General features: G+C 70.0%; 13 protein-coding genes. 7 read left to right on the forward strand and 6 right to left on the reverse strand.

The features are described from left to right. Positions 1-17 precede the first annotated feature (17 nt). From AC1XX3_RS08515 to AC1XX3_RS08525, 3 genes are all read left to right on the forward strand, one after another. Positions 18-1,211, forward strand: coding sequence for an MFS transporter (locus tag AC1XX3_RS08515; RefSeq protein WP_483320656.1), 1,194 nt, complete (start codon positions 18-20; stop codon positions 1,209-1,211). Positions 1,212-1,294: 83 nt separating this feature from the next. Beyond that, positions 1,295-1,852 carry a MarR family winged helix-turn-helix transcriptional regulator gene (locus AC1XX3_RS08520; RefSeq protein WP_483320657.1) on the forward strand — a complete coding sequence of 186 codons (558 nt, stop codon included), beginning with the start codon at positions 1,295-1,297 and terminating at the stop codon, positions 1,850-1,852. Next, a complete protein-coding gene (locus AC1XX3_RS08525) occupies positions 1,849-3,663 on the forward strand; it encodes a glycoside hydrolase family 35 protein (RefSeq protein WP_483320658.1) in 1,815 nt (604 codons plus the stop codon). Before AC1XX3_RS08520 ends, AC1XX3_RS08525 begins: the two co-directional genes overlap by 4 nt. A gap of 64 nt (positions 3,664-3,727) precedes the next feature. On the opposite strand, the gene AC1XX3_RS08530 is transcribed toward AC1XX3_RS08525, so the two are convergent. The 6 genes from AC1XX3_RS08530 to rsmI all read right to left on the reverse strand — a co-directional run bounded on the left by AC1XX3_RS08530 (position 3,728) and on the right by rsmI (position 9,421). Then, on the reverse strand, positions 3,728-4,663 hold the full coding sequence (locus tag AC1XX3_RS08530) for a 4-(cytidine 5'-diphospho)-2-C-methyl-D-erythritol kinase (RefSeq protein ID WP_483320659.1): 936 nt from the start codon (positions 4,661-4,663) through the stop codon (positions 3,728-3,730). A 32-nt stretch (positions 4,664-4,695) separates the two neighbouring features. Further along, positions 4,696-5,541, reverse strand: coding sequence for a 16S rRNA (adenine(1518)-N(6)/adenine(1519)-N(6))-dimethyltransferase RsmA (rsmA, locus tag AC1XX3_RS08535; protein ID WP_483320660.1), 846 nt, complete (start codon positions 5,539-5,541; stop codon positions 4,696-4,698). Positions 5,542-5,585: 44 nt separating this feature from the next. Further along, positions 5,586-6,785 (reverse strand): ubiquitin-like domain-containing protein, encoded by a 1,200-nt coding sequence (locus tag AC1XX3_RS08540; protein ID WP_483320661.1) that lies wholly within the window; start codon positions 6,783-6,785, stop codon positions 5,586-5,588. 160 nt (positions 6,786-6,945) lie between these two features. Continuing rightward, on the reverse strand, positions 6,946-7,557 hold the full coding sequence (locus AC1XX3_RS08545) for a nitroreductase family protein (RefSeq protein ID WP_483320662.1): 612 nt from the start codon (positions 7,555-7,557) through the stop codon (positions 6,946-6,948). Positions 7,558-7,561: 4 nt separating this feature from the next. Beyond that, entirely contained in the window at positions 7,562-8,473 is a 912-nt protein-coding gene (locus AC1XX3_RS08550) for a TatD family hydrolase (protein ID WP_483320663.1), read from the reverse strand. Positions 8,474-8,557: 84 nt separating this feature from the next. Further along, entirely contained in the window at positions 8,558-9,421 is an 864-nt protein-coding gene (gene rsmI / locus AC1XX3_RS08555; protein ID WP_483320664.1) for a 16S rRNA (cytidine(1402)-2'-O)-methyltransferase, read from the reverse strand. Between the two features lie 138 nt (positions 9,422-9,559). Between rsmI and AC1XX3_RS08560 the strand changes: the two genes are divergently transcribed. From AC1XX3_RS08560 to AC1XX3_RS08575, 4 genes are all read left to right on the forward strand, one after another. Then, positions 9,560-11,128, forward strand: coding sequence for a dolichyl-phosphate-mannose--protein mannosyltransferase (locus AC1XX3_RS08560; RefSeq protein ID WP_483321170.1), 1,569 nt, complete (start codon positions 9,560-9,562; stop codon positions 11,126-11,128). Positions 11,129-11,289: 161 nt separating this feature from the next. Then, the gene (locus tag AC1XX3_RS08565; protein WP_483320665.1) at positions 11,290-12,270 is read left to right on the forward strand and encodes an ABC transporter permease; all 981 of its coding nucleotides are present in this window, start codon (positions 11,290-11,292) and stop codon (positions 12,268-12,270) included. A gap of 10 nt (positions 12,271-12,280) precedes the next feature. Next, on the forward strand, positions 12,281-13,249 hold the full coding sequence (locus AC1XX3_RS08570) for an ABC transporter permease (RefSeq protein ID WP_483320666.1): 969 nt from the start codon (positions 12,281-12,283) through the stop codon (positions 13,247-13,249). After that, the gene (locus AC1XX3_RS08575) at positions 13,246-15,354 is read left to right on the forward strand and encodes an ABC transporter ATP-binding protein (protein ID WP_483320667.1); all 2,109 of its coding nucleotides are present in this window, start codon (positions 13,246-13,248) and stop codon (positions 15,352-15,354) included. The genes AC1XX3_RS08570 and AC1XX3_RS08575 overlap by 4 nt, the downstream gene beginning before the upstream one ends. Positions 15,355-15,440 lie beyond the last annotated feature (86 nt).

The raw sequence follows: 15,440 nt of genomic DNA on the forward strand, positions 1-15,440 counted from the left end.
TCCAGAAAAGATCTGCGATGACCTCGACCACCGCCGCACCGCCCATCGCCGGCCCGCTCGACAGCCGCCTGGCCGCGGGCGCGGTGACCACCCTGTTCGCCGTCAACGGCATGCTGCTCGGTGGTTACGGCGGCACCATCCCCTCGCTGCGTGAGCGGCTCGACCTCAGCTCGACGCAGATCGCGGCGATGCTCTTCACCGCCGGCGTGACGGGGATCGTGTCGATGCAGGTCGGCGGCCGGCTTGCCGACGCGATCGGGGCCCGCAGGGTGGCCCTGGCCACGCTGCCGCTGATCGTGCTGGCCTGTGTGGTCATCGGCGTCGCCCCGACCTACCCGGTGGCGGTGGCCGGCGCGGCCTGCGTGGGGCTGGGGAACGGGGCGATGGACGTGGCGATGAACGCCCTCGGCGTCCAGGTCGAGCAGGCGCGGCGCCGGCCCATCATGAGCTTCTTCCACGCCTTCTTCTCCGTCGGCAACTTCGTCGGCGCCGGAGCGGTGCTGCTGATCGCCGTCGTCTTCTCCATCACCGGTGCCGGGATCGTGCTGCCGGTGATGCTCACGCTGGCCGCGCTGGCGGTGGTGGCCTGGATGGTGCTGCTGCGGATCACCCCCGAGGCGGCCGTGGTCTCCCACAATGTGGACGGCGTCCGCACCAAGATCCCGCGGGTGGCGTGGGTGCTGGGCCTGATGGCGCTGGCGTTCGGCCTGTCCGAAGGCACCGCGGTGGACTGGTCCTCGCTGCACGTCACCCTGGTGGCCGAGGTGGACTCCACCACCGGGTCCCTCGGGCTGATCGCCGTCAGCGGGTTCATGGTGCTGATCCGGCTGGTCGGCGACCGGTTGGTGTCCAGGTTCGGCCGTCGTGCCGTGGTCCGCTTCGGCGGCATCATTGCTGCTCTCGGTTATCTCACCGTCACCCTGGTCAACCCGCTGCCGCTGCTGATCGCCGGCTGGGCCCTGGTCGGCTTCGGGGTCGGCATGATCGCCCCCCAGGTGTACGCCGCGGCCGGCCATCTCGGCGGCGGCCGGGTGCTGGCGGTGGTGGTGACCTTCGGCTACGCCTCCTTCCTGATGGGACCGGCGGCTATCGGTTTCCTGGTCGACCACCTGGGGATTCACCACGCGATGGCGGTCCCGGCCGTCCTGTGCGGCGGGATCATCGCCCTGGCTCACACCATGCCGCACGCGGACGAGAACTCGCCGCACTGATCCCCCGCGCCGGCGGTCCTGCACGGGCGCGCCAGCGGGCGAGAACATCTCGACATCAAGAGTCTTGACGTTAGACTCGGGGCGTGGCCGAACCCCCGGTGCCCGCGCGGCAGCTCCCCGAGCCCGGTGCGCCATGGCTGCGCGACGAGGTGGACTCACTGGTCGAAGCGTGGCAGCGGCAGCGCCCCGACCTGGATGTGAGCCCGATGCAGGTCCTGTCCCGGGTCACCCGGCTGGCCCGCCACCTCGACCGCGAACGGCGCTCCGCGTTCAGCAGCCACGGCCTGGAGTCATGGGAGTTCGACGTGCTGGCCGCGCTGCGGCGGGCGGGTGCGCCCTATCAGCTCTCCCCCGGCGCCCTGCTCCGCGCCACCATGGTCACCTCCGGCACCATGACCAACCGGGTCGACCGGCTCACGGCCCGCGGCCTGGTCAGCCGGGAGAACCATCCCGAGGACCGCCGCGGGGTCCTGGTCACCCTGACCTCGACCGGCAAGGCGACCGTCGACGCCGCGCTGTCCGACCTCCTCGCCGCCGAGCACATCATCTTGGCCAGCCTGTCCGGCGGCGAGCAGACCCGGCTGGCCGACGCCCTGCGCCAGCTGCTGGCCCCCTACGACGAGGCGAACGAGCTCACATGACAACCACCCCCACCCCCACCCTGACGCTCGGGACGGGGCAGCTGCTCCGCGACGGGCAGCCGCACCAGATCGTGTCCGGCGCGCTGCACTACTTCCGGGTGCCGCGCGCGCTCTGGGCCGACCGGCTGCAGCGCCTGGTCGCGCTGGGCTGCAACACCGTGGAGACGTACGTGCCGTGGAACTTCCACGTCCCGCACGCCGACACGCCCCCCGACTTCAGCGGCGACCGCGATCTGGGGGCCTATCTGGACCTGGCCGCCTCGCTCGGCCTCGACGTTCTGGTCCGGCCGGGACCTTACATCTGCGCGGAGTGGGACTTCGGTGGTCTGCCGTCCTGGCTGCTGGCCGACGCCCGCGCGACCGATGCGCTCCGGACCAGCGATCCGGCTTATCTCGACCACGTCGACGCGTGGTTCGACCTCCTGGTGCCGATCATCGCCCGGCGCCAGACGACCCGGGGCGGTCGGGTGGTGGGTGTCCAGGTGGAGAACGAGTACGGCAGCTTCGGCAACGACACCGGCTATCTGGAGCACCTGCGCGACGGTCTGGTCGAGCGGGGCATCGACGTGCTGCTGTTCACCTCCGACGGTCCCGGCCGACTGTGGCTCAGCGGCGGCACGGTGGACCAGACCTGGGCGACCGTCAACTTCGGCTCCCGGCAGGAAAGCGCCTTCGCCGAGCTGAGCGCCGTCCGCCCCGGCGATCCCGGCATGTGCATGGAGTTCTGGAACGGCTGGTTCGACCACTGGGGAACCCCGCACCACGTCCGCGACGCCGCCGAGGCGGCAAACGAGCTGGCCGGCATGCTGGCCGCCGGCCGGTCAGTCAACTTCTACATGGCCCACGGCGGCACCAGCTTCGGCGTCTGGTCGGGGGCCAACGCCGGCACCGACGGCCCCCGCAGCAGCACCTACCTGCCCACCGTCACCAGCTACGATTACGACGCCCCGATCGCCGAGGACGGCACGCTGACGGCCAAGTTCTGGGCCTTCCGCGACGTCATCGCCCAGCACCGCGGCGCCGAGCTCCCGGCGCCGCCGCCGGTCTCGGCTCGGCAGCAGCCGCGAGTCGTGCCGGTGACCGCCACGCTCGCGTTGACCACCGTGCTCGACCAGGTCCCGGCCCAGGTCAGTCCGACGCCCGAGTCGTTCGAGGCCCTCGGTGTGCACCACGGGGTGGTGCGCTATCGGACCACGCTGCGCGGACCACATGCCGGCGCCGCCCTCTACGCCGACGGACTCGCCGACCTGGCCACCGTGCTGGTCGACGGCGAGGTCGCCGGGCGGCTCGGCCGGACCCAGATCGATCCCGCGTACGGCAGCGAGCTGAGCGTCGACGTCGCCGACTCCAGCGAGCTGGACCTGGTGGTCCACTCGCTCGGGCGGGTCAACTTCGGCCCGCTGCTGCGCGACAGCAAGGGCCTGCGGGCGCTGCGGCTGGAGTTCCAGCACCAGCTCAACTGGGAGCACAGCGCGCTCGACCTGACCGAGCTGCCCGAGCTGGACTTCAGCGGCCCGGCCCGTGATCTGCCGGGTGGCCGGTTCTGCCGGGCGGAGGTGACCGCGGAGCCGCTGGACGCGTTCGTGGCCACGCCGGGCTTCCATCACGGGTACGTCTTCCTCAACGGCTTCAACCTCGGCCGCTACTGGAACTCGGTGGGCCCGCAACAGACCCTGTACGCTCCCGCCCCGCTGTGGCGCGACGGCAGCAACGAGCTGGTGGTGCTGGAGCTCGGGAACAGCTGTGGCGACAGCGTCGAGATCGTGGCGACGCCGGCTCTGGGCCCGATCGAGGGCTTCCAACCCGGCTGAGGTGATCGGGGCGGAGCCGCCGGTCCCCTGCCGGCGCGAATCGGCCGAGCTCGGCCGATTCGGCTCAGCCCACCACCCGGGCACCGGGCACCGGCCCGGTGACCCGGCGGACCGAGCGGCACAGTCCATCCGAGCTCAGCGCGACGCTGATGTCGACCGCGGCCGACTCGTCGGCGGCCAGGAAGGCGCAGGTGGGGCCGGAGCCGGACACGATGGCGCCCAGGGCGCCGTACTCCAGCCCGGCGTCAAGGGTCTGCCGCAGTCGGGGCTGCAGATCGAGAGCGGCCGGCTGCAGGTCGTTGGTCAGGGACCGACCGAGCGCGACGGCATCGCCGCTGCGGAGAGCGTTCATCAGGTCATCGGGCACCTCGAGCTCCTCGGCCGGGGCCTCGGGCTGCAGCTGGTCGAAGCGCCGGTAGACGGCGGGGGTGGACAGCCCCGAATGACCGAAGCCCAACACCCAGTGATAGCTGCCACGCGCCAGCGCCGGGACCAGCTGCTCACCCCGGCCGGAGCCGAGGGCGGTGCCGCCGAGCAGCGCGAACGGCACATCGCTGCCGAGCTCGCCGGCGAGCTCGATCAGGGCATCGGTCTCGACGTCGACCTGCCACAACCGGGCGCAGGCCAACAGCGCGGCGGCGCCGTTGGATGAACCACCGGCCAGTCCACCGGCCACCGGGATCGCCTTGCGGATCGACAGCGACACCCCGACCTCGTCGTTCGGAGCGTACGTCGCGGCCAGCAGCCGCGCAGCGCGGACCGCCAGGTTGGTCTCGTCCAGGGGCACCAGGTCGGCGCCCTCGCCGCTGACGGTGACGTCGAAGTGCCCGGGCTCATCCCACTCGGCCACCAGGTCGTCGCAGAGCGAGACCGCCTGATAGACGGTCGCCAGCGGATGGAAGCCGTCCGCGCGGGGTGCACCGACCTTCAGGGCGAGATTGATCTTCGCCGGCACCCGGACACGGACACCAATCGGCTCGGGCGGAAGAGAGGAGGCCACCTGATGAGGCTATTGCCTCGGCTGCGCAGTGTTCATCCGCCCCTGACGGGCTGGACGCCGGAGTCCCCGAAGATCTGCTCGGCGATCCGGGCGAACGCGTCCACCTCCAGCACCTCGCCGCGAGCCTGCGGGTCGACTCCGGCCGCCTCCAGCGCGGCGCTGGCTGCGGCGGACGAGCCGACCAGGCCCGCTAGCGCGGCGCGCAGCATCTTGCGCCGCTGGGCGAACGCCGCGTCCACCACGGCGAACACCTGCTGCCGGCTGGCGGTGGTGACGGGCGCCGGTCTGCGGCGGATGGAGACCAGCCCCGAGTCCACATTGGGGACCGGCCAGAAGACCCGTGGCCCGACCGTGCCGGTGCGCGCGGTCTCGGCATACCAGGCCATCTTCACCGACGGCACGCCGTACGTCTTCGAGCCCGGCCGCGCCACCAGCCGGTCGGCGACCTCGGCCTGCACCATCACCAGACCGCGCTGCCAGCTGTCGAAGGTGGCGAGCAGGTGCAGCAGCACCGGGACCGACACGTTGTAGGGCAGGTTCGCCACCACCACGGTGGGCGGCAGCGGCAACGAGGTGATCCGCAACGCGTCCGCGGTGAGCACCGTCAACGCCGAAGCGCGGGCCGGCATCCGGTCGGTCACCGTGTCCATCAGCGCGTCCGCCAGCAGCTCGTCGATCTCAACCGCCAGCACGTGCTGGGCGGCCTCGAGCAGGCCGAGGGTCAGCGATCCGAGGCCGGGGCCGACCTCGAGCACCACGTCGTCCGGCGCGATCGCGGCCGAGGCCACGATCCGCCGGACGGTGTTGGCGTCGGTGACGAAGTTCTGGCCTCGCTGCTTGGTGGGGCGCAGACCCAGACGGCCTGCCAGGGCCCGCACCGCAGTGGGGTCCAGCAGGCCGTCGGAGGATGGCGCGTCTGTGGTCAGCGAAGACCCAGCTTCGAGCTGCAGGCCGGCCAGGCGCCCCAGCCCTGATTGGCCTGGACCTTCTTGGCCACGGCGATCTGCGTCTCGCGGCTGGCCTGGTGCGGCATCCCAGTTCCGCCGTGGGCACGCCAGGTGCTCAGGGTGAACTGGAGGCCGCCGTAGAAGCCGTTCCCGGTGTTGATCGACCAGTTGCCGCCGGCCTCGCACTTGGCCAGCTGGTCCCAGACACTGCCGGAGGCGACGCTGGGGCTCTTCGACGAGTTCGACGAGTTGTTGGACGACTTGTTCGAGGAGCTGTTCGACGAGGAGCTGTCCGAGCTCGAGTTGTTCGACGACTTCTTGACCGCCTTGGGCTTGACCACGACCGGCTTCTTCGTGCCGACCAGGATGACCTCGGCCCGCGGCTGGGTAGTGATCTTGGCGGAGGTCTTCTCGGTCGACTTCACCTTGCCGTTGTGGCTGACCTCGCGGTAGGTGATCGTCCGGACGCCGTTCTTGCCCACGGTGTCGACCTTGGTCCGGCCCTGGAGCAGGTTCTTGCTCTCCCGGCGGACGGTCTCGTAGGCGACCTTCTGCTTCTTGGTGATCGTCTTGACGTCGACCTTGGTGTAGGTGAACGACGTCTGGTCGGTGAGCGGGGCGGACGGCTTGACACTGAGCTTGTCGTCCCCGTCGACCTTGATCTTCGCGGCGGCGAGCGCCTGCGCCACGGTCAGCCCGGTGGTCTTGATGGTCCGCTTCTTGCCGGCGTTGTCGATGGTGACCGACTTCTCCGTCGCCACGTCGACGCTCAGGCCCTGCCGACCGATGGTCGAGCTGCGGCTGGTCGAGATGTCCGCACCGGCGGTGTCGATGCCGAGGTCGCTCAGCGCGGCGCCGACGTTGGTCGAGGTGGTCCAGAAGGACTGCGGCTTGCCGTCCACCTTGACGTTGACCTGGCGGCCGTACTGGACGGCGATCAGGGTCCCGTCGGTCACCTTGGCGTCCAACGCGGGGGCGACCACGTCGCGCTCGCCCACGGTGATGCCCTTGTCGGCCAGCACCTCACCGACAGTGCCGGACATGGTTGAGATCTCGGTACTGGCTCCGTCCACCGACAAGGTGACGTCCTTGTCCAAGGTGACGTAGCCGAACGTTCCGCCGGCGACGGCGAGGGTGGCCACTCCAGCGACCACAACAGGGATGATCTTCCGCACAGTTCTCCAAGACGGCCCCGAGGGGCCTGGCAGTTGCTTCGGGGGCACCCAGGGCACCTCTTCGGTCACGGAAGCATAACGTCGCGGTCGGGCCCCACCAAATTATCGCGGCAGGTCGGGACACCTGTGATAGATGGGGTTGTTGGGACTCGCCGGTACCTCAGTCCGCGGAGCCCGACCAGGCGCCGCGGTGCACCAGACTCTCGGGCCGTCGGCGTGGGCGCCGCGCCGGCGAGCCGGACCTCTGGGGCGGCTCGGCCGGATGGCCCAGGCTGATCACCCCGACGCAGTGCTGTTCAGCAGGTACGCCGAACGCCGCTCTGAGCGCAGGAACCGTCCCCGGGGGCACCCCGAAGAAGCACGCGCCCAGCCCGACGTCGGTCGCGGTCAGCAGGGCGTTCTCCGCCGCCATGCCGGCGTCGACGTACCAGTACGGGGCCGACCAACGACGGGCATCCCGGTCGGTCCAGCCCTTGTCGGGCTCCGCATAACGATCCAGGTACGCGCGCTCGCTCGTCCAGACCACCACCAGCACTGGCGCCGTCCGCATGCCGTCCAGCCAGCGGCCGGCCGGGGCTCCGGCCGCAGTGACCTGCCAGTAGCGCAGCACTGACTCGCCGGTCAGCACGAGGAGCGAGACGCCCTGGGTGAACCCGGCGGATGGCGCCCGCAGTGCGGCGTCCACCACCCGGTCGAGCAGCTCCTCGGTCACTGGCCGGTCGGCGTAGCGGCGCACCATCCGCCGTCGGCGGAGTGCTTCGCTCAGCTCCATCGGGTCATCCCCACGGACCCCCGAACGCGGCATCGGCATTGTCGGACAACGCCCGGCACAGCCGCGGAAGGTCGACATCGAGCACGGCGGCCATCGCCCGCACCGTGTGCGGCACCAGGTATGACGCGTTCGGCCGGCCCCGGTACGGCGTCGGGGTCAGATACGGCGCATCAGTCTCGGTCAGCACCCGGTCGAGCGGCGTCGCGGCGAGCGCCTCCCGCAGGGCAGCGGCGTTCTTGAACGTCACGGTGCCGGCGAAGGACAAGTACGCCCCGCGGTCCAGGCACCGGCGCGCGAAGTCGGCGTCGCCGGAGAAGCAGTGCATCACCAGCCGCTCCGGTGGCCCTTCGGCGTCGAGGACGTCCAGCACGGCATCGTGCGCGTCGCGGTCGTGGATCACGAGGGTCTTGTCGTAGGCCTTGGCCCAGCCGATGTGCGCGGCGAACGACTCGCGCTGGATCCGGCGACCGTCGGCGTCGGGCGTACGGAAGTGGTCCAGGCCGGTCTCGCCCACGGCACGGACCTCCGGCTCGCCCACCAGCTCCTCGATCGCGGCCAATGCGGCGGGCAGCCCTGCGCCCAGCCTGGCCGCGTCGTTGGGGTGGATCGCCACCGCCGCCACCACTTCGGGCCATCGCCGTGCGGCGGCCACCGCCCACTGCGAGCCGGCTACGTCGCAGCCGACCTGGACGATCCGGTCGACCCCGACCGAACGGGCCAGCGCGATCGCGTCGTCCGGGGAGAGCCGATGGGTGCCGTCGTCCACGTCGAGATGGCAGTGGCTGTCGACGACCGGCACCGGCAGCGGCTCGGGGGTCGCCGGCCGGTCGAGGTTGCGCGTCTGCCCCTGCTCGGTCGTCGCCGCCCGCCGCTCCCGAAGGTCTGGGGGTCGTGGTTCGCTGTTCGCTCCGCTCACGCGGTCATCCTGTTCGCTCCCCTGGTGCGGCCACGCTGTTCGCTCCGCTCGTGCGCCATCCTCATCCCTTCGCTCGGGCTCACCCTAATCCGGCGACCCGGGAGCGGCGCGGGCGGCGAGGGCCGCCTCGTAGAGCACGTTCTTGCTGATCTGCTGCTCGTCGGCGACCTGTGCCACCGCCGGCTTCAGTCGAGCTCCGGCCGCCACCAGCTGCTGCACCTGCGCCACCGCGCTCGACACGTCGCCGGCGGTTCGCACCAGGCCGGCGACGACGAGCGTGACCTCGCCGCGAACGCCCTCGGCCGCCCAGTCGGCCAGCTCGGACAGCGGACCGCGGCGAATCTCCTCGTAGGTCTTGGTCAGCTCCCGGCACACGGCCGCCCGACGGTCGGCCCCCAGCACCTCGGCCATGGCGGTGAGCGTCTCGGCGGTCCGGTGCGGCGCCTCGAAGAACACCATGGTGCGCTCCTCGGTGGCCAGGTCGGTCAGCCGACGCCGCCGTTCGCCCGCTTTCCGGGGCAGGAAGCCCTCGAAGCAGAACCGGTCCACCGCCAGCCCGGAGACCGCCAGCGCAGTCAGCACCGCCGATGGCCCCGGGACCGCGGTCACCCGGATGCCCGCCTCAACGGCGGCCACCACCAGCCGATAGCCGGGGTCGGAGACCGAGGGCATGCCCGCGTCGGTCACCACGGCGACCGTCTGCCCGGCGGCGAGCAGCTCCAGCAGCTCAGGGGTACGCCCCGCCTCGTTGCCCTCGAAGTAGGAGAGCACCCGGGCGTTGGTCTGCAGCCCCAGCCGGTCCAGCAGCCGGCGCAGTCGCCGGGTGTCCTCGGCTGCGATCACGTCGGCCGACCGCAGCAGCGCGAGCAACCGCGGTGAGGCGTCGTCGCTGTCCCCGATCGGGGTGCCGGCCAGCACCACGGTCCCTGCGCCAGGCTCTGGTGTCATCCGCTCAGCCTGACAGATGCGACACACCTGCCCACCTACTATGGGCGGGTGACTCGCGAGGTACTCGAGGTCGACGCACCTCCCCGCCACTTCTCGTCCGTCCCACCCCGGGACACCGAGGAGACCCGCGCGCACCCGATGCCGGCGCCGGCGGCACCCAGCCTGACCACCGTGCAACGGCTCCGCGTCCCGATGCCGAGCGACCGGCTCGGGTCCTGGCTGGTCACCGTGACCATTACGGCGATCGCCTTCGTGATCCGGCTGGTCAACCTGGGCTATCCCAACAAGCTGGTGTTCGACGAGACCTACTACGCCAAGGACGCGTACTCGCTGCTCCGCTTCGGCTATGAGCGCAACTGGCCCAAGTCCGCCGACGAGTCGATCGCGGCCGGAACCCCTGACGTGATGGAGTCCGGCGCCTCGTTCATCGTCCACCCGCAGGTCGGCAAGTGGCTGATCGCCGCGGGCGAGCATCTGTTCGGAATGAACGCCTTCGGCTGGCGCTTCGCTTCGCTGGTCTTCGGCAGCCTGCTGGTGCTGGTCACCATCCGACTGGTGCGGCGGGTGTCGCGGTCGACCCTCATCGGTGGCCTGGCCGGGATCCTGCTGACCTTCGACGGGCTGGCCTTCGTCATGTCGCGGACCGCGCTGCTCGACATCTTCCTCGCCTTCTTCGTGGTCAGCGCGGTCGCCTGTCTGGCCGCCGACCGGGACTGGTTCCGCTCCCGACTCGCCGACCACCTCGAGCGTCGAGGGCTGTCCGACCTGGGCGGACGGTTCGGCCCGGCCCTGGTCGTACGCCCCTGGCGTCTGGCGGCAGGGCTGTGCTTCGGGCTGGCCGTCGGCACCAAGTGGAACGCCCTCTATCTGCTGGCCGCCTTCGCACTGTTGTCGCTGGCCTGGGACGTCGGCGCCCGCCGACTGGCCGGCGCCGGCTGGCGGTCGGGCTGGGCGGTGCTCCGCGACGGAGTCCCGGCGTTCGTGTCGCTGGTCGTCGTGACCGTCCTGGTCTATGTCGCCAGCTGGGCGAGCTGGCTGTCCACCTCCGGCGGGTGGGACCGGAGCTGGGGCGCCCAGCACCCGGAGGCGACCTCGGTGAAGCTGCTCGGTCCGGACCTGGCCTCACTGCTCAAGTACAACCGGGACATCTGGGACTTCCACAACGGCGACTTCATCGCCAACGCCACCCACTCCTACGACGCAAAACCCGCCGGCTGGCTGATCCTGGCCAGGCCGATCGGCATCGACGCGGTCAACGACATCAAGCCCGGCACCGACGGCTGCCCCGGACCCGACAACTGCCTGCGGGTGATCAGCGGCATCGGCACCCCGGCGCTGTGGTGGGTCGCCGTCATCGCCTTGGTGGCAGCCCTGATCTGGTGGGTCGGCGGTCGGGACTGGCGCTTCGGCATCCCCGTGGTTGGCGTCCTCGCGGCCTGGCTGCCGTGGTTCGCCTACACCGATCGGCCGCTCTTCTTCTTCTACGCGATCGCCGTCGTACCGTTCTCGGTGATGGCCGTGGCGTTGGCGATCGGCAGGCTGCTCGGGCCTGCCCGAGGGCGCCGACGGATGGTCACCGCGGTCGGTGCCGGCGCCTTCGTCGCGCTGGTCGGCGCCAACTTCGCGTACCTCTACCCCATCCTCACCGACCAGCTGTTGCCCTACCCGCAATGGCTGTCGCGGATGTGGTTCAAGACCTGGATCTGAGCCCCTCGACGGCCCCTCGCGGTGCCCGCGGATGTTGCGAGCGGGTGACAACCCACGCGCCGAGTATGTGGATTGTGCGAATTGAGAGTTAGAGTCACGCAGTACCGCCGTTGTACACACCAACGGTTGGTGCCTCGACTCGAGGAAGGAACCACGCTCGTATGGGTAAGTACATGCTGCGCCGGCTGCTGAACTACGTGATCCTGCTGTTCGTCGCCGTGACGCTCACCTACTTCCTCGCGGCCACCCAGCTCAACCCACGCGGGCTGTTCGAGGTTCGCAACCCGCCGCTGGACCCGGTGTCGATCGAGAACACGCTGCTGGCGTACAACCTCAGCGACCGGGTGCCGCTGATGGAGCGGTGGTGGACCTGGTTCACCGGCGTGCTGCAGGGGAACTGGGGCTACACCGTCGACGGTGGGAGCGTCAACGAGGAGATCTCCCGGCGGATGTGGGTGAGCCTCCGGCTCGTCACCGCCGGATCGCTGCTCGGCATGGGCCTCGGCGTCACCCTCGGCGCCTGGACCGCCACCCGGCAGTACAAGGTGTCCGACCGGGTCTCGACGTTCCTGTCGCTGCTGGTGCTGGCCACCCCCATGCTGGTGATCGCGACCATCCTCACCGTGCTGGCCACCAAGTTCAACCAGAGCACCGGGGTGCGGCTGTTCGAGTTCGTCGGCGAGACCGGCGAAACCGGCGACTACCCGCTGGCCGGGCTGGTCGACCGGGCACAGCACCTGCTGCTGCCGACGATCGCGCTGACCCTGGTGAACGTGGCGAGCTTCAGCCGCATCCAGCGGAACCTGATGCTGGACAGCCTGGGCGCGGACTACGTCCGCACCGCCCGGGCCAAGGGACTGCGTCGTCAGCGTGCCGTGATGAAGCACGCGCTGCGGACGGCGCTGATCCCCACCGGCACCTACTTCGCGTTCAGCGTCGCCACCCTCTTCGTCGGCGCCACCATCACCGAGCAGATCTTCACCTTCCACGGGCTCGGCATCTACGGAATCCAGGCCATCCAGCAGCAGAACATCAACGGCACCGTCGCGGTGACCGCGTTCGCCGGTGTCTGTACCCTCACCGGTGCGGTGCTCGCCGACCTGATGGTGGCCATCCTCGACCCGCGCGTGCGGCTCAGCTGAAGGGGCGGCCATGTCCGACCAGATCGTCAACAAGGTAGCGATCGAGCCCGGCAGCGAACAGATCGAGGAGATCGAGCACGCCACCGGCCGCGGTCCCAAGCCCACCGAGCGGCGCCTCTCTCGTCGCCAGCTGGTGCTGCGCCGGTTCCTGCGCAACAAGCTCGCCATCGCCGGCGTCATCGTCTATCTCTTCCTCGTCCTGCTGGCCGTCGTCGGTCCGTTCGTGTCGCCGTGGAGCTTCACCGATGTCGACCGCCGGGCCTACCTCAAGCCGCCGAGCGAGCAGCACTGGTTCGGCACCACCCAGAGCGGGCGCGACGTGCTGGCGCTGACCATGACGGGCCTGCGCAAGTCGCTGCTGATCGGCCTGCTGGTGGCGCTGATCTCGACCACCATCGCGGCGCTCGTCGGCTCGTTCGCCGCCTATTTCGGTGGCTGGTTCGAGCGGGTCTCGCTGTGGCTGGTGGACCTGCTGCTGGTGATCCCGTCCACCTTCCTGATCGCGATCGTGGTCACCGGTGGCCCGAAGGGCGGCAACTCGTGGCTGCTGCTGGTGGTGCTGCTGGCCGCGTTCAGCTGGGTGCTGTCGGCCCGGGTGGTACGCAGCCTCACCATGTCGGTGAAGGAGCGGGAGTACGTCCTCGCCGCCCGGTTCATGGGGCTGTCCGCACCCAAGATCATCGTCCGACACATCCTGCCGAACATCTCGTCGCTGCTCATCATCGACGCCACCCTCGGCATCGGCGGCGCGGTCCTGGCCGAGACGACCTTGGCCTTCTTCGGCTTCGGCGTGCAGGCACCCGACACGTCGCTGGGCACCCTGATCGCTGAAGGTCAGCGGATGGCCATCACGTTCCCCTGGATCTTCCTCGCGCCGGCGACTGTGCTGGTCATCATGGTGCTGAGTGTCAACGCGATCGGCGACGGCCTGCGTGACGCCCTGGATCCGAACTCCCAGTCTGGAGGCAAGGCCGCATGAGTGTTGACCTGACACCGTCCCGCAAGGTCCGGCGCACAACGGCGGGCACCGTCTTGTCGGTGCGAGACCTGCACGTCAGCTTCCCGAGCGAGGCAGGACCGGTGCGCGCGGTCCGCGGGCTGAGCTTCGACCTCGCCGCCGGCGAGACGATGGCCATCGTCGGGGAGTCCGGCTCGGGCAAGTCGGTCACGTCGCTGGCCGTGATGGGGCTCCACCCGGACAGCGCCAGAATCACCGGCTCGATCAAGCTGCACGGTGAGGAGCTGCTCGGCCGCAGCGATGCCGAGATGTCGAAGCTGCGTGGCAACGAGCTGGCCATGGTCTTCCAGGACCCGCTGTCGGCGCTGACTCCGGTGTACACGATCGGCGACCAGATCGTCGAGGCGATCCAGATCCACCACGACGTCAGCACCAGTGCGGCGATGAAGCGGGCCGTCGAGCTGCTCGATCTGGTCGGGATCCCCAGCCCACAGCTGCGGGTGCGCTCGTTCCCGCACGAGTTCTCCGGCGGAATGCGGCAGCGGGCCATGATCGCGCTGTCGATCGCGAACGACCCCGATGTGATCATCGCCGACGAGCCGACCACCGCGCTCGACGTGACCATCCAGGCCCAGGTGCTGGAGGTGCTGAAGAAGGCGCAGCGAGAGACCGGCGCCGCGGTGATCATGATCACCCACGACCTCGGGGTCGTCGCGGGGATGGCCGATCGCGTGACAGTGATGTACGCCGGCCGCCCGGTCGAGCAGGGCACGGTGGACGAGATCTTCTACACGCCGCGGATGCCCTACACCATCGGCCTGCTGGGTGCGGTCCCGCGGCTGGACGCCGACGTCAAGGAGCCGCTGGCCACGCTCGAGGGCAACCCGCCGTCCGTGGTCAACCTGCCCCCCGGCTGCCCGTTCGCGGCGCGCTGCCCGATGAAGCAGGACACCTGCGTGGCGATCGAGCCGGAGCTCGCTCCCACCGACCAGGTCGGGCACACCGCGGCCTGTCACTACTCCGACGACATCGCCCGCGACAACCTGATCTATCGCGATATCTTCCCGCTCCCGGTGATCCCGACGTCGCCGCTGGAGCGGCTCCCTCGCGATGAGCGCAAGACTGTGCTGTCGCTGGAGGACATGAAGCGGCACTACCCGCTGATGAAGGGCGCGATCTATCGACGCCGGGTGGGCACCGTCTACGCGGTCGACGGGATCGATCTCGAGATCAAGGAGGGTGAGACCCTGGGCCTGGTCGGCGAGTCCGGCTGCGGCAAGAGCACCACCATCCTCGAGGTGCTCAACCTGAAGGCGCCCACCGGCGGCAACGTGGTGGTGTTCGGCAAGGATGTCCGCGACATCACCAGCCGCGCCGAGCGCAAGGCGCTGCGGCGCGATATCCAAGTCGTCTTCCAGGACCCGATGGCCTCCCTCGACCCGCGGATGCCGGTGTTCGACATCATCGCCGAGCCGCTCGGTGTGCACAACGTGCCCAAGCACAAGATCGAGGAGCGGGTCAGCGAGCTGCTGCAGCTGGTCGGTCTGGAGCCGTCCCACGCGAGCCGCTTCCCGCAACAGTTCTCCGGTGGCCAGCGGCAGCGGATCGGCATCGCCCGAGCTCTCGCGCTGGAGCCGAAGCTGATCGTGCTGGATGAGCCGGTGTCAGCGCTGGACGTCTCGATCCAGGCCGGTGTGATCAACCTGCTGGACGAGCTGAAGGGCAAGCTCGGTCTGTCGTACCTGTTCGTCGCCCACGACCTGGCCGTGGTGCAGCACATCGCGGACCGGGTCGCGGTGATGTACCTGGGCAAGATCGTGGAGATCGGCGAGGTGAGCGAGGTCTTCCGTCGACCGACCCACCCGTACACCCAGGCCCTGCTGTCGGCCATCCCGATCCCGGACCCGGGCAAGGAACGCAGCCGGGAGCGGATCCTGCTGCGGGGCGAGATGCCGAGCCCGGCCAACCCGCCGTCCGGGTGCAAGTTCCGGACCCGTTGTCAGCGCTTCGTCACCTTGAGCGAGGCCCAGCAGCAGCCGTGCCTGGAGACGATGCCGGAGCTCTTCCAGATCAGCTCCGACCACCGCTCGGCCTGCCACTACAACGAGGAGCGGCACGTCGTCTGAGGCTGGAGACAGAGCACCCGCCCGCGTACGAGGGGCGAGCCGGTCGACGAAAAATTGTGGACCGGACCACCACCGCTGTCATGAAT

The sequence above is a fragment of the Microlunatus sp. M237 genome (assembly GCF_056896895.1).